The 14,208-nt window shown below is 35.0% G+C and carries 14 protein-coding genes; 5 read left to right on the plus strand and 9 right to left on the minus strand.

All coding sequences use genetic code 11. From position 1 onward, the window contains the following. Positions 1-108: 108 nt before the first annotated feature. Positions 109-1,272: an iron-containing alcohol dehydrogenase gene (locus ACNQF9_RS05000; RefSeq protein WP_417989734.1), complete on the minus strand. Its 1,164-nt coding sequence runs from the start codon at positions 1,270-1,272 to the stop codon at positions 109-111. Between the two features lie 4 nt (positions 1,273-1,276). Next, positions 1,277-2,041: a type 1 glutamine amidotransferase domain-containing protein gene (locus tag ACNQF9_RS05005; protein WP_417959141.1), complete on the minus strand. Its 765-nt coding sequence runs from the start codon at positions 2,039-2,041 to the stop codon at positions 1,277-1,279. A gap of 86 nt (positions 2,042-2,127) precedes the next feature. Between ACNQF9_RS05005 and ACNQF9_RS05010 the strand changes: the two genes are divergently transcribed. Then, a complete protein-coding gene (locus ACNQF9_RS05010; RefSeq protein ID WP_417959142.1) occupies positions 2,128-3,024 on the plus strand; it encodes a LysR family transcriptional regulator in 897 nt (298 codons plus the stop codon). Here the strand turns inward: ACNQF9_RS05010 and nadD are convergent, their stop codons facing one another. From nadD to ACNQF9_RS05035, 5 genes are all read right to left on the minus strand, one after another. After that, positions 3,025-3,606 (minus strand): nicotinate (nicotinamide) nucleotide adenylyltransferase, encoded by a 582-nt coding sequence (gene nadD / locus ACNQF9_RS05015; RefSeq protein ID WP_417959143.1) that lies wholly within the window; start codon positions 3,604-3,606, stop codon positions 3,025-3,027. It lies immediately after the preceding gene. A gap of 54 nt (positions 3,607-3,660) precedes the next feature. Further along, a complete protein-coding gene (gene gmk, locus ACNQF9_RS05020) occupies positions 3,661-4,233 on the minus strand; it encodes a guanylate kinase (protein WP_417959144.1) in 573 nt (190 codons plus the stop codon). Between the two features lie 96 nt (positions 4,234-4,329). Then, positions 4,330-5,190, minus strand: coding sequence for a YicC/YloC family endoribonuclease (locus ACNQF9_RS05025; RefSeq protein WP_417959145.1), 861 nt, complete (start codon positions 5,188-5,190; stop codon positions 4,330-4,332). Positions 5,191-5,329: 139 nt separating this feature from the next. Further along, a complete protein-coding gene (locus ACNQF9_RS05030; RefSeq protein ID WP_417989735.1) occupies positions 5,330-6,217 on the minus strand; it encodes a DMT family transporter in 888 nt (295 codons plus the stop codon). Then, complete coding sequence (locus ACNQF9_RS05035; protein ID WP_417959147.1) at positions 6,217-6,567, minus strand: arsenate reductase family protein; 351 nt, start codon at positions 6,565-6,567, stop codon at positions 6,217-6,219. The genes ACNQF9_RS05030 and ACNQF9_RS05035 overlap by 1 nt, the downstream gene beginning before the upstream one ends. A 76-nt stretch (positions 6,568-6,643) precedes the next feature. Here ACNQF9_RS05035 and ACNQF9_RS05040 point away from each other — a divergent pair, with 76 nt between their 5' ends. After that, a complete protein-coding gene (locus ACNQF9_RS05040; RefSeq protein ID WP_417989736.1) occupies positions 6,644-7,099 on the plus strand; it encodes a DinB family protein in 456 nt (151 codons plus the stop codon). Positions 7,100-7,224: 125 nt separating this feature from the next. On the opposite strand, the gene ACNQF9_RS05045 is transcribed toward ACNQF9_RS05040, so the two are convergent. Beyond that, complete coding sequence (locus ACNQF9_RS05045; RefSeq protein WP_417989737.1) at positions 7,225-7,968, minus strand: DUF3298 and DUF4163 domain-containing protein; 744 nt, start codon at positions 7,966-7,968, stop codon at positions 7,225-7,227. 101 nt (positions 7,969-8,069) lie between these two features. On the opposite strand from ACNQF9_RS05045, the gene ACNQF9_RS05050 reads away from it, so the two are divergent. After that, complete coding sequence (locus tag ACNQF9_RS05050) at positions 8,070-9,215, plus strand: cystathionine gamma-synthase (protein ID WP_417989738.1); 1,146 nt, start codon at positions 8,070-8,072, stop codon at positions 9,213-9,215. A 127-nt stretch (positions 9,216-9,342) separates the two neighbouring features. Here the strand turns inward: ACNQF9_RS05050 and ACNQF9_RS05055 are convergent, their stop codons facing one another. Then, a complete protein-coding gene (locus ACNQF9_RS05055) occupies positions 9,343-10,146 on the minus strand; it encodes a THC0290_0291 family protein (RefSeq protein WP_417959407.1) in 804 nt (267 codons plus the stop codon). 277 nt (positions 10,147-10,423) lie between these two features. Here ACNQF9_RS05055 and gdhA point away from each other — a divergent pair, with 277 nt between their 5' ends. Further along, a complete protein-coding gene (gene gdhA, locus ACNQF9_RS05060) occupies positions 10,424-11,767 on the plus strand; it encodes an NADP-specific glutamate dehydrogenase (protein ID WP_417989739.1) in 1,344 nt (447 codons plus the stop codon). 124 nt (positions 11,768-11,891) lie between these two features. Next, a complete protein-coding gene (gene porZ / locus ACNQF9_RS05065) occupies positions 11,892-14,180 on the plus strand; it encodes a type IX secretion system anionic LPS delivery protein PorZ (protein WP_417989740.1) in 2,289 nt (762 codons plus the stop codon). Positions 14,181-14,208 lie beyond the last annotated feature (28 nt).

The raw sequence follows: 14,208 nt of genomic DNA on the forward strand, positions 1-14,208 counted from the left end.
TATGTGAGTTGAGTTAGTTAGTTATATTTTAGAATTTTAAAAGGCGTTCCCAAGATGAGAACGCCTTTTTTTATGCTGTTAATAACAGTTGACATTGTTTTATTTGAATTAATAACTCATCTCAACAATTGATTTCAGTTTGTCTAAAGTAATATTTTGTTTTTCCCCTAATCCGATCCAACCTCTTTCCTCAAAACGATTCACAATGAAATCTGCGGTATGATCATAATCTTTAGTATAATCGGATAGTTTGGTTTGCATACCCATAGTATGGAAAAATGCTACGGTTTTATTGATGGCTTCATTAGCAATTTCATCTTCAGTTCCAGTCAAATTAAAAATACGTTTCCCGTATTGTGCTAATTTTTCTTTTTTTGTCTCAAACATTACTCGGTATAAATTTGGACCAACAACTGCCAGTGTTCGCGCATGGTCAATTCCGTACAAGGCTGTTAACTCGTGTCCAATCATGTGCGTTGCCCAATCACTTGGAACTCCTTTTTGGATTAATCCATTCAATGCCATAGTACAACTCCACATAAAATTAGAAGCTAAAGCGTAATCAGTAGGTTTTTCTACTACATCTGGGCCAATTTGAATCAAGGTTTGCAGTATGCTTTCTGCAATTCGGTCTTGAAGATATCCTTCGTGCGGATACGTCAGGTATTGCTCTAAAACGTGAGTGTAGGCATCCACAACTCCGTTTTGTAATTGTCTTTTTGGTAAAGATTCAATTACGGTTGGGTCGCAGATAGAGAATTTTGGAAACAAAGCGCTACCGCCAAATGATAATTTTTCTTGAGTGGATTCGATAGTAATGACTCCACCAGAATTCATTTCGCTACCTGTAGCCGGTAAGGTAAGTATGGTCCCAAAAGGAATTATCGTAGTCAAATCAGTAGTCATTATTCTTTTTTGAAGAATATCTATTGGATTTCCGTCAAAGTGAGCCGCAGCCGAAATAAATTTAACTCCGTCAATTACGGATCCTCCTCCTACTGCAAGAATAAAATCAATGTTTTGTTCCTTAATAATAGCAACGGCTTTCATTAATGTTTCAAAATGTGGATTTGCTTCTATTCCTGCAAATTCCACAATATCAAAACCTTTTAGGTTCTTGATCACCTGTTCGTGAATTCCATTTTTAAAAATACTTCCTCCACCATAAGCTAAGAGAATTTTTGCACCTTTAGGTACTAAAGTGGGTAATTTTTCAATTTGTCCTTTTCCAAAAATTAAATTGGTAGGATTGTATAGTTCGAAATTTAACATGTTATTATTTTTTTGAATTCAATTGGTTTAATAATTTTTCTGCAACTAATTTAGAAGAGGCTGGATTTTGTCCCGTAATCAATAAACCGTCTTCTACGGCATAAGGCTGCCAGTCACCTATTTTTGAATAGGTTGCGCCATTCGCTTGCAAAGCGTCTTCCAGTAAAAAAGGCACTACATCAGTTAATCCTACAGCTGCTTCTTCTGTATTAGAAAAACCAGTTATTTTTTTTCCTTTAACTAAAAATTCGCCGTTCACTTTTACGTTTTTCAATACTGCTGGTGAGTGACACACGAAAGCAACTGGTTTGTTATTAGTATAGAATGCTTCAATCAATGCGCTAGAATTTTTATCTGTGGCTAAATCCCATAATGGACCGTGACCTCCCGGATAAAAAACGGCATCGTAATCAGATTCTTTTATATCTGCTAATTTATGTGTATTCTTAAGTTTAGTCAATAGTTCCGTGTCAGTATCAAATCTTTTGGTGTCATCAGTTGCAGCTGATGGATCTTCGCTTTTTGGATCAATCGGTGGCTGTCCGCCTAGTGGAGTAGCAATGTCAATGGCAACACCTTTGTCCAATAATTCGTAATATGGAGCCGCTAATTCTTCTGTCCAAAATCCTGTTTTCTCTCCCGTGTTACCTAATTTATCGTGACTGGTAACAACAAATAATACTTTTTTCATACCTTTTTTATTTTGTGCAGTTGCAATGATGCAAGTTGCGGTTAATGCTATAATGGTAAATAGTGCTATTTTATTCATTTCTAATTTACTTTATGCAAATTTAGCTTGAATATGCTATTAGTAAAAATAATTTAAATTATGTTTGTGATAAATATACTTATATCATGGTTAATCTCGAATGGTATCGAACCTTTAAATCGGTTTACAAAAACGGAAATTTTTCTTTGGCAGCCAAAGAATTATTTATCAGTCAGCCTGCGGTAAGCCAACATATTTCTATGTTAGAAGCGCATGTTGGGTATAAACTTTTCAACAGAAAGTCTAAAGGTGTAGAACCAACAGAATATGCTAAGTTACTCAATAATTTAATCATCGAGGCATTAGACCGTTTAGAAAATGTGGAGTATGGTTTTCGTGCCAAAGCATTCAATGCAAATCGATTAATTTCAATTGGAATTTCTAAACATCTGATGCGTAGTTTAGGGAGTTCTTTGGTTTCTAAATTTGAATTTATTGATTTTAGCTTTCATGAAAATGATTCGCTCTTTGAATTGGTCGATTCTAAGAAACTCGATTTTGCGATTGTTACCAAACAATATGATACGTTTGACACGATTCAAAAAAAGGTTGGGGAAATTAAACAAGTAATTGTAGGTTCAAATGCCATCGATGCGTCTGAATTAAAATCAACAATTAAAACTAAAAATTTAGATGCCGTCGAACATTGGTTAAACGACCAAAAATGGTTCAGCCACAACGCACAGATTCCACACATCAAATTGTTTTGGTTGTATGTTTTTAATAAAAAAAGACCTTCGATGATCCCTAATTATATCATTCCATCCGAATACGAAATGCTCGAAATAATTTCTAAAAACAGTGGAGTAGCGGTTGTATGGAATTGCAATGCGAAAAGTTTAATAGCAGAAAAAAAAATACAATTGTTGTGGGATAGCAGTCAAATGCCAAGTACAGAAGTGTTTTTAATGTCTGGTAAAAATGACAATCTAAGTACTGTTTTTGATAATATTCAACTAGAATTAAAAAGAGTTTTGTCGTAATTATTTCTTGTAAAAGTTATTATGATCAATATATTTCCAAACTTTCGCAGGCAATAAGGGCTGCACGTTTTTTCCTTTTTTAATATTATCCCGAATGAATGTAGCCGATATTTCAACAACTGGTGCATCAATCGTGTGGATTTTTGGATGGTCCTTAAACATTAGGTTCTCTGCTTCTATAGAAATTCGAGGATACACATAAATCTCATGATTTTCAAGAATAACTTCGTAGTTTTTCCATTTGTGTAAAGATTTTAAATTGTCTTCGCCCATGATTAAGGAGAACTCATAATTTGGATATTTTTCCTGTATGTGGACTAACGTATTGACAGTATAATTGGGCTGTGATAATTTGAACTCAATATCCGAAGGTTTTATTTTTGGAAAATCTTCGGTGGCAAGATGCACCATTTGCAACCGGTGGTAATCATCGAGTAAAGTGTGTTTTTTCTTCAAAGGATTGTGTGGTGTAACCACCATCCATACTTGTTCTAAATCAGCATGTTCCACCATGTGATTGGCAATGATAAGATGTCCAATATGTATGGGATTAAAGGTTCCGAAATAAAGCCCTATTTTCATTACTTTAAAGATTTAAAAATTGGTAATAACTTTGATTTTTTCAATTCTTAACTTTTAATCCTTAACATAATTCTTTACCAATTGATACGCTTCTTCTAAAGCAATATCTAAATCGTAATTTTTTATAATAACATCAAATTGCGGCGCCGTGGCTAATTCGACAGATGCTTTTGCAATACGCATATTGATTTTGTCTTCACTTTCAGTAGAGCGCTCCTTTAATCTTCTTTTTAGTTCATCTACACTTGGTGGTTTCACGAAAACAGCTAAAGTTTCTTCGGGGAATTTATGTTTGATTCGCAATCCGCCAGACACATCAATATCAAAAATCACATTTTTTCCTTTGGCCCAGATTCGTTCCACTTCACTTTTTAAGGTTCCATAGAAATTATCACGATAGACTTCTTCCCATTCTACAAAATCTTCGTTTTTGATGTGCATTTTAAATTCTTCCAATGACATAAAGTAATAATCTTTTCCGTTTACTTCTTCGCCACGTGCTTCACGTGTTGCTGCGGAAATAGAAAATTCTAGATTCAAATCTTCTTTGTTTAATAAATGCCTAACTATGGTCGTTTTTCCGGAACCAGATGGTGCTGAAAAAACAATTAATTTTCCTTTTTTCATTATTTTATGCCTTTCCTACACGTTATTTTGAAACAGTGTAGGTATAATTAATTTATTGTAGAAAGCAACAAGGTATTTAAAATCTTGCGTGTAGCCTTATAGCACATTAAGCACTTGTTCCTTGATTTTTTCTAATTCATCTTTCATCTGAACGACTAATTTTTGCATTTGTGCATGGTTGGATTTTGAACCCATCGTGTTGATTTCACGTCCCATTTCTTGCGTGATGAAGCCTAATTTCCTTCCGTTGGCTTCAGTTCCATTGATGGTTTCCAGGAAATAATCCAGGTGATTGGTCAAACGCACTTTTTCTTCGGTGATGTCTAATTTCTCTAAATAATAAATCAATTCCTGCTCGAAACGATTTTCGTCTACATTTACTTTAAGTTCTGAAATTGCAGTTTGCAAACGGTCTTTTATGGCCTGTACGCGTTCTGGATCAAGTGCTAAAGCTTCTGTCATGTAGTGACGAATATTGCCTATTCGCAATTGAAATTCTTTTTCAAGAGACATTCCTTCATCTTTTCTAAAGTTCAAGATGTTTTGTAACGCTTCTTCGACAACAGTTTGGATTTGAATCCAATCGTTTTCATCAATCTCATCCCGTTCTATTTTCATAGTATCCGGCATGCGAATAGCCATTTTCATAAGTTCCGTTTCATCAGCGTCAGCATAGACTTCTCTTAACTGGTTGATGTATGCTTTAACAATCGGTACGTTCACTTTCGTAGAAGTTTGCTCCGCGGTACTTTCGATAAAAATAGAAAAATCTACTTTTCCTCTTTCCAGTTTTAGTGCGATTTGGTTGCGTAAACCCAATTCCATTTCGCGGTACAGCGAAGGCATTCTCACATTCAAATCTAAACCTTTACTGTTCAGGGATTTTGCCTCCACGGTGATTTTTTTGGTTGGTAATTGCAAAGTCGCTTTGCCAAAACCCGTCATTGATTGTATCATATATTTTTCTAAAAGAGGTCAAAGATACTAAAAAAGTGGTCAGTGGTCCGTTTTTAGTATTTAGTGCTTTTTTTTGTAAATAGGTTTGGACTTGTAAATGAATTGAAATTAGAAGATTAAATTAACGACTGAACACTGATTACTGAATACTCTTTTTCTGGGTCACTAAATAAACGCCTACAAATATTAAAATTGCCGATACAATCTTGACTAAACTTAATTCATCTTTCCCCAAGCCAATTGCAAAAACTGATGCGAATAGCGGTTGTAAATAAATAAAAACGGCAACGGTCGTAGGTTTTAATTCTTTCATCGAAAGTAAATTCAGTAAATAGGTAAGAAAAGTCGAAAAAATAACTACAAATCCTATTTTCCAACAAATGTCTATTGGTAATAAAGTCCATTCAACAGCGTTAAATTCGCTCCATCCAAAAGGCAAAACCATAAGAAACCCTAAAAGATAAATCCATTTTACAAACGTAAAAGCATTGTACTTGTCCATTAATTTCTTGACAATAATTAGATAAAAACCATAAGAAATAGCATTGACCAAAACGAGAAAATTTCCCAATCCGGCGTTTGTTGCGCTGCCAATAGATTTTCCATAAAGTATTAGAAAAGAGGTGCCTATCAAGCCAAGGATGATCCCAAAAACCATACGTTTTGGCATGCGTTCCTTTATTATAAATGCCGAAAGTGTCAAAACTATAATAGGCGTAGATACCATAATTACCGCGGCACTAATAGGCGAAGTTAGGCTTAATCCTTTGAAAAAAGTAAGCATGTTAAAAGCTACACCAAAGAAGGCAGCTGCAAGAATTCTAGGAAAATCATTTAGTGCAATTCTTTCTTTTGGCATAAAAAACCAAACCAACCAAAACAAAAGCATAGCACCACCAGCTCGTAACATAATAAAACCATAAGCATCAATGTACAAGGGCATGACATCCTTGGCAATGGTAAATGTAACGCCGTAAATTATCGATACGATTGTAGCGCCAATGAGCGCACCATTTCTTTTCGACATTACACCAACGCTTTCATTACCTGCAACATGTTTTGTTGTGTATTTCCAATGTAAATTTTGTCTTTGATAATAAAAACAGGTCGGCTTAAAAAAGTATAATGATCCAGAATGTATTTCTTGTAATCGTCCTCTGTTAAAGCTTTATTCTTTAAATCCATCGATTTATACAACTGTGCCTTTTTGCTGAAAAGGGCTTCGTAACTTCCGGAAAGTTCGCGCATTTGCTCTAATTCTGCTAGAGTAATTGGGTCTTGCTTGATGTCATGAAACTTAAAATCATATTCTTTCGGTAAAGATTTTATAATTTTTCTGCAGGTGTCGCAAGAAGCGAGATAGTATATTTTGTCCATGTAATGAGCGATTTATTTGTGCAAAGAAAAATCATTTGAGACGGAAAATGATTAATTTTATCAAAAAATTAGAAAAATGAATCAAACATTCGATCTCAACACTACCAGCAGAAATATGGTTTCAAAATTTCTAACGGCACATACTTTAGAGCAACTCAATAGGATTCCGGAAGGATATAAGAACAATTTAATTTGGAATATTGGTCACATTATCGTTACCCAACAACTTTTAGTATACAAGCTTTCGGGTTTGCCTATGATGATTTCGGAGGAATTAGTTGAAAAATATAGAAAGGGAACTAAACCGGAACATATTGTAACGCAAGCTGAAGTAGATGAAATAAATGCGTTATTGTTAGAAACTATTCATCAAACTAAAGCTGATTTTGACAATAAAAATTTCAAAAATTATAATGAATATCCTACTTCAACGGGTTTTACTTTAAAAAGAGTTGAAGATGCCTTAGTATTTAATAATTTTCATGAAGGGCTTCATATCGGTATTATGATGAACCTTAAAAAGTTTGTTTAGTACTTAAATGTGCTATTTGACACATTAAATTCATTGCATTGCTTTTCAAATAAAAGTGTATAAAATCCTTTTTTGAACTAAAATTTAAAAAAGGATTTTTAATAGTATTTAGAAGGAAACGGATTTTAAATAATTACTAAATATGCCTCTATTTCTTTATAAGGCAATAGTATTTCTTTAGGTCCATCAGCATAGGACGCCGCTTCATAGGAATTGTAATACAGGAGTAATCCTTTATCAGTATAAAAAATATTTTGAGGAAGTTGAAATTTTTCTTTTTCAAACATCAAACCAGTTGCATTGATTGATTTATTAGCAGGAATTTTATATTTGGTTCTGAACTTTTTTTCGACAAAAGCAGTAAAAGTCTCCTTGTCACTAAATAATTCGTCATTTGCTAAAGATTTTCCAGTACTAGGATCAAATATCAAAGAGCGTAATCCTTGATAACCATGAGCACCACCAGTGTACGTGTAATGTTTTATTTCTATATTCAATACATTTTCAGATTGGTATAGCACAGTTCCTTCAATTTTCGCTTCCCAACCAAATTTATCTGCGGGAAATTCTTTCTGAAGTTTTTCATAGGAATCTATAAATGAAGTCAATAAGCCGTTGTAGTCTTTTGCGGTGTATGGCTTTTCACCAAAATATATTATCTCTTTCAATACTGAAAATACTTTTTTGTTGATGCTATCCGCCACAACAGGGACGGCATTTGCAACAGGTATTTTTACAAGAATAGAGGGGCAGTTTTCCTTGCAAGGTATTGTTGTTTTTTTTTGAAAAGTTTCCTCTTCAAAAACCAATTCATTAGAACATTGGGCTGCTGAAAAAAGGAGTAAAGTATATATGAAAAAATGTTTCATCACAAAATTGTTAATTAAATACAAAGGTACCTACTTGTGGCTTGGTTAAAATAAATTAAAAGGTAAATTTGTAAAACAATTTTGCATTAAAAATTCAACTTATGAAATTCAATACTAAAGTGATTCATGGTGGACAACACCACGACCCAAGTACGGGGGCAGTAATGCCACCTGTATACCAAACGTCAACCTTTGTACAAACAAGTCCTGGGCAACCTATAAATCCGGATTATGAATATAGTAGGGCCGCAAATCCAACCCGTAGTGCTTTGGAAAATGCGCTAGCGAGTATAGAAAATGGAACACGTGGATTGGCCTTTTCATCAGGATTAGCGGCCACAGATTGTGTTTTGCGTTCTTTCAAATCAGGTGATGAAATTATAGCGATGGACGATTTATACGGCGGAACCTACAGAATGTTTACTCGTATTTATAAAGATTCCGGTATAAAATTCCATTTTGTAGATATGAATGACATAGAAAAATTTAAGTCATTAATCAATGAAAACACGAAATTAGTTTGGGTAGAAACACCAACGAATCCATTGATGAAATTAGCGGATATTCAGGAGATTGCTAAAATCACAAAACTCAATAAAATCCTTTTTGCAGTTGACAATACTTTTGCTACACCCTATTTACAAAAACCATTAGATTTAGGCGCAGATATTGTGATGCACTCAGCTACTAAATATCTTGGAGGGCACTCGGATGTGATCGCGGGAGCCTTGATTGTAAAGGATGAAGCACTCGGAGAACAATTGCATTTTCAACAATTTGCCACAGGCGCTACATTGGGACCAATGGATAGTTTCTTAGTACTTCGAGGGATAAAAACCTTACATTTGCGTGTGGAAAGGCATTGTGAAAATGGTGGTAAAGTGGTGGAGTTCTTAAATAGCCATCCAAAAGTGAAAACTGTATATTACCCGGGATTACCCTCTCATCCATATCATGAAATTGCCAAAAAGCAAATGAGTGGTTTTGGAGGAATGGTATCCTTTACCTTTGTTTCTGGTAAAAAAGAAGAGGCCATAGCGTTTCTGGAAAAATTAAAAGTTTTTACACTTGCGGAATCTTTAGGCGGTGTTGAATCACTGGCAAATCATCCGGCTTTAATGACACACGCTTCCATTCCGGAAGAGAAACGTGCAGCAATTGGAATCACTGATGATCTTGTTCGACTAAGCGTTGGTATTGAGGATGCTGAGGATTTAATAACAGATTTGAAACAAGCATTGGCTTAATAAATCATGTAGTTCCTTTCGTTGTCTTTTGAAGTGTTTTACGATTGGAATCAGACATAAAAAAACCTCAGTTCTAAACTTAGAATTGGGGTTTTATCTTCTTTAATAGCTAATATTTCCTTGAACGTTATAAATAATAGATATAACCTACATTGAACCACACTAACCAGTCATTTGCCTTATTCTCTTTATAAATTTCCGGATTAGGATTTAACCCATCTACCCAATTAGAAAAGAAATACTGCATTCTTAAGTCAACCATTACATCCGATAAAGGGGTTAGTTTATAGCGGGTTCCTACACTAGAGACTATGGACCATACCGAATCACTTTCGCTAGAAAAGCCATAAGGGCGACCCTCTGTTGGGGTTAAATATTTTGGGAAAGTAGTCAATGGTGTTCCTAAAGGACCTAATGTTGAAGAAGCTTTTGAGGTGTAATAACTAAATTGACCTCCAACGCTAATAAAGGGCCCTAAGCTTCCTGTGCGGGCTGTAAAATCCCGAATGCTAAAGGGGAAGTATTCTAATTGTATTCCTAAGTTAGTAACGGCAGTGTTTCCGGTCATGGCTCGCAATTGCTGTGCATCCAAAGACGTTTTATCAGGAGCCACTTCTTCGCCAAAATGTTTTAAATTAGTTTTGTTATACGATAGCTCAGATCTCAGTTTAAAATGATCATTAAAATACGTTTCAGGCGTGTAACAATTACATTCGGCTTTGTACGAAAAATTTAAATAATGAATGATCCCAATCCCAATCCCAGTATTCCCAGAATTTGTAGACAAGTTATTGCGTTCTCCATAGTCAGATTGAAAAGCAATAGGACCGGCAATAATTCCGACCTCATGTGAAAAACCACCGAATTGCGCACTTGCTTTATTAGAAAATCCAATAAGAATTAATATAAGAAGTGTCGCTTGTTTGATCATTATGGGTAAAATTTTCAAATCCTGACAAATATATAAAAACATCATTCATTTATTAAAATAAAAGCAAAATTAAAAATAAGCAGACAAATTCTTATTTATTTACGAAAGTGTTGGTCATTAGGTTTAAAAGCGTATGTCTTAAACATAATTGTTAGCGAATGGGTACTAAAAAAATAATTCTATTGATAAATAAAAAAAACTGAGTCTGAATATTTTTATAAAATGTATCTTTGTGAATTATAACGAAATCGTTTTCTTAATTAATTACTTATAATCTATGTTACTAAAAGTAAATGATTTTATGGCTCAAGTTGAAGCCAAGAATCCAAATGAACCTGAATTTATTCAAGCTGTTAGGGAATTTGCAGAAACTGTAATTCCATTTATTGCAGAGCAAAAAAAATACGATGGAAAAAATTTGCTCCTTAGAATAGCTGAACCAGAACGTTCGATTATATTTCGTGTTCCATGGGTAGATGATAATGGAGAAATTCTGGTAAATAGAGGTTTTAGAATTCAAATGAACTCTGCAATTGGACCATATAAAGGCGGGATACGTTTCCATCACACGGTAAATTTATCCGTTCTTAAGTTTTTAGCCTTTGAACAGGTATTCAAAAATAGTTTAACTACTTTGCCAATGGGTGGAGGAAAAGGAGGCTCTGACTTTGATCCACAAGGAAAATCAGATGGTGAAGTAATGCGTTTTTGCCAGTCTTTTATGACGGAATTATGCAGGCATATTGGACCACAATTAGACGTTCCTGCGGGAGATATTGGCGTTGGAGCTAGAGAAATAGGGTATTTGTTTGGTCAGTATAAAAGAATTAAAAATGAATTTACCGGAGTTTTAACAGGTAAAGGATTGGCTTATGGAGGCTCTTTAATAAGACCAGAAGCAACAGGATATGGGGTAGTGTATTTTGCAGAACAAATGCTTAAAACCATTGGTCAAAATATCAAAGGGAAAACCGTTTCAATTTCAGGATTTGGGAATGTTGCTTGGGGAGTAGCTTTGAAAGTAAATGATCTAGGTGGAAAAGTAGTTACTATTTCGGGTCCTGATGGTTACATTTATGATGAAGAAGGGATTTCAGGGGATAAAATCGATTTTATGCTTGAAATGAGAGCTAGAGGCGATAACAGAGCCGAAGCGTATTTAGAGAAATACCCAAAAGCTGTTTTCCATAAAGACAAAAGCGTATGGGAAGTGAAAGTTGATATTGCAATTCCTTGTGCTACTCAAAATGAGTTGAATGAAGAAGATGCTAAAAAATTAATTGCAAACGGTGTTATTTGTGTAACCGAAGCTGCAAATATGCCATGTACATTAGAAGCGATCAAACAATTCTTGAAAGCCAAAGTACTTTTTGCACCAGGTAAAGCAGCAAATGCCGGTGGTGTGGCGGCTTCAGGATTAGAGATGACTCAAAACTCAATTCGTTTAAACTGGACGAGTGAAGAAGTGGACTCCAGATTGAAAGAAATCATGGTTGGAATTCACAATCAATGTAAAAAATATGGAACGGATAAAGAAGGATATGTAAATTATGTAAAAGGAGCAAACATTGCCGGATTTGTAAAAGTTGCCGATGCTATGCTGGCTCAAGGAGTAGTATAAATCGAATCTGATTATAAATGAAAATGCCTTCTGCCGATATATTGGTGGAAGGCATTTTTTTTAAGTAACAAAATGCTAATACTTTCGATTGTTCTATATTTGTAAACCAATATTCATGCAAATAATGAAAAAGAGCGTTTTATATTTTTTGCTTCTGCTTTATGTACAAATGGCTTTAGCTCAAAAGGATTTGTCGTGGCAAGGTTATTTCTCTTACAATGAAATTAAAGATGTCTCGCAATCTGGAACTACTGTTTTTGCCGCTTCCGAAAATGCATTATTTTCCAAGAATACGACAACAAATCTCCTTAAAACCACCAATACTGTAGATGGCCTCTCTGGGCAAACCATCTCTTCAGTATACCACAGCATGTCATTCAATAAAACAGTTGTAGGCTATGAAAACGGCTTGATAATAATAGTCAATGAAGCGGATGGAAGCATCCTGAATGTAGTGGATATTATTAATAAACAACTTCCTTCTGGTATAAAAAAAATCAATCATTTTATGGAATTTGAGGGCATTCTTTATGTCTCTTGTGATTTTGGAATTGTTCAATTCAATTTGGTCAGCATGCAATTTGGCGATACGTATTTCATCGGGGATAATGGAGCTGAAATAATAGTGTCTCAAACAGCAGTATTCGATGGGTTTATTTACGCAGCTACAAACAATGGAATAAAAAGAGCGGCTATTTCTAATAAAAACTTAATCGATTTCAATCAATGGGCAACAGTTGCAATGGGAAATTGGTCTAGCGTGACTCCATTTGGTGCGGATTTATATGCAATCAATTCAGCAGGATATATTCATAAATTTAATTCTGTTTCCAATTCTTTCATAGGATTTATTTCGCAATCACAACCTTCGTCAGACATGAGGGCAGTGAAAGATCATTTGATAGTAACGACACTAAGCCGTATTTATATTTACAACAGTCAAATGGCCTTGGTCCGTCAGATAAACACAAACCAAATTATGGAAAGTAATCCTAGTTTTACATGTGCCACCCTAATAGGAGATGCTGTTTTTATTGGAACAAAAGAAAATGGATTGATTGCGACTTCCCTTTCTTCGGCCGTAACTTTTGAAAACATAACGCCTACCGGCCCTTCCAGAAACAATATATTTGCGCTTCAGGCCACATCTAATGTGCTATGGGCTGTTTACGGAGATTATACCGGAGATTATAATCCGTATCCGTTAGACAGTTACGGGTTAAGTAAATGGAGTGCCGCAGGATGGTTGAATATTCCGTATAAAGAAGTTTTAGGGGCGCAATCCATGACAAGGATTACAATTAATCCAAGCAATGAAAACGAAGTATATGCAAGTTCTTTTTTTTCAGGATTATTAAAAATAGAAAATGACAAACCAAAAATTTTGTACAATCAAACCAATAGCGGTTTAGAGTCTTTGACCTTTGTGGGTCCTGATTATATAGACATCAGGGTTAACGGAACGGCATTTGACAAATTAGGAAATCTTTGGGTGACTACCAGCCGCATAAAAAATGGATTAAAAGTATTAAAACCAAACGGGCAGTGGCAAAGTTATGCCATGGATGCTGTTTTGACTTCAGCGATAGATAATAATTTTGGTACAATTGCCATCGATAAAAATGGAACCAAATGGCTTTCTACCAGTGAAGATGGGGTTGTTGGTTTTAATGAAAGTAACAATAAATTTAAAAAAATAACAACAGGACCCGATACTGGGAATTTGCCAATTTCAAATGTAAGGGTGGTCGCGGTGGATAATAGAAACCAGCTTTGGATAGGAACGACAAAAGGATTGCGGGTTTTGCCGAATGTAGGCAGTTTTCAAACAGAAGACCAAATGACAGCGAATCCAATAATAATTTTAGAGGATAATCTGGCACAGGAGTTATTGTACGAACAATTTATTACGGATATTGCTGTTGATGGAGCCAACAATAAATGGATTGGCACTGCGGATTCAGGCTTGTTTTTAGTATCGCCAAACGGACAGGAAACCAAGTGCCATTTTACAATAAACAATTCGCCATTGCCCAGTAACGTTATAAATGACATCGATATAAACAATCTTACCGGCGAAGTTTTTATCGCTACTGCTAAAGGGTTGGTTTCTTTCAAAGGAGTTTCGACTGCTGCCAATGATGATTTAAGTAATGCGTATGTGTATCCAAATCCGGTGCGACCAGAATACCAAGGTACCATTAAAATTGCCGGATTACTAGACAAAGCGAACATTAAAATTACCGATATTGAAGGGAATTTAGTGCATGAGGCGACTTCCGAAGGTGGAACAATAGAATGGGACACCACTGCTTTTGGGAAATACAAAGTCGCTTCTGGAGTGTACGTGATATTTATTTCGGCACAAGACGGAGTAGAAACGAAAGTTAAAAAAGTAATGATTATAAGGTAATCAGAAAATTGAATTTTTCAATCTTTAA

Source organism: Flavobacterium amylolyticum (assembly GCF_048284335.1).
Classification (GTDB): Bacteria; Bacteroidota; Bacteroidia; order Flavobacteriales; family Flavobacteriaceae; genus Flavobacterium.

Coding starts and splice junctions, on each gene's coding strand:
- ACNQF9_RS05000 (WP_417989734.1), bottom strand. CDS start 1,272: ATGTTAAATTTCGAACTATACAATCCTACCAATTTAATTTTTGGAAAA.
- ACNQF9_RS05005 (WP_417959141.1), bottom strand. CDS start 2,041: ATGAATAAAATAGCACTATTTACCATTATAGCATTAACCGCAACTTGC.
- ACNQF9_RS05010 (WP_417959142.1), top strand. CDS start 2,128: ATGGTTAATCTCGAATGGTATCGAACCTTTAAATCGGTTTACAAAAAC.
- nadD (WP_417959143.1), bottom strand. CDS start 3,606: ATGAAAATAGGGCTTTATTTCGGAACCTTTAATCCCATACATATTGGA.
- gmk (WP_417959144.1), bottom strand. CDS start 4,233: ATGAAAAAAGGAAAATTAATTGTTTTTTCAGCACCATCTGGTTCCGGA.
- ACNQF9_RS05025 (WP_417959145.1), bottom strand. CDS start 5,190: ATGATACAATCAATGACGGGTTTTGGCAAAGCGACTTTGCAATTACCA.
- ACNQF9_RS05030 (WP_417989735.1), bottom strand. CDS start 6,217: ATGTCGAAAAGAAATGGTGCGCTCATTGGCGCTACAATCGTATCGATA.
- ACNQF9_RS05035 (WP_417959147.1), bottom strand. CDS start 6,567: ATGGACAAAATATACTATCTCGCTTCTTGCGACACCTGCAGAAAAATT.
- ACNQF9_RS05040 (WP_417989736.1), top strand. CDS start 6,644: ATGAATCAAACATTCGATCTCAACACTACCAGCAGAAATATGGTTTCA.
- ACNQF9_RS05045 (WP_417989737.1), bottom strand. CDS start 7,968: ATGAAACATTTTTTCATATATACTTTACTCCTTTTTTCAGCAGCCCAA.
- ACNQF9_RS05050 (WP_417989738.1), top strand. CDS start 8,070: ATGAAATTCAATACTAAAGTGATTCATGGTGGACAACACCACGACCCA.
- ACNQF9_RS05055 (WP_417959407.1), bottom strand. CDS start 10,146: ATGATCAAACAAGCGACACTTCTTATATTAATTCTTATTGGATTTTCT.
- gdhA (WP_417989739.1), top strand. CDS start 10,424: ATGTTACTAAAAGTAAATGATTTTATGGCTCAAGTTGAAGCCAAGAAT.
- porZ (WP_417989740.1), top strand. CDS start 11,892: ATGAAAAAGAGCGTTTTATATTTTTTGCTTCTGCTTTATGTACAAATG.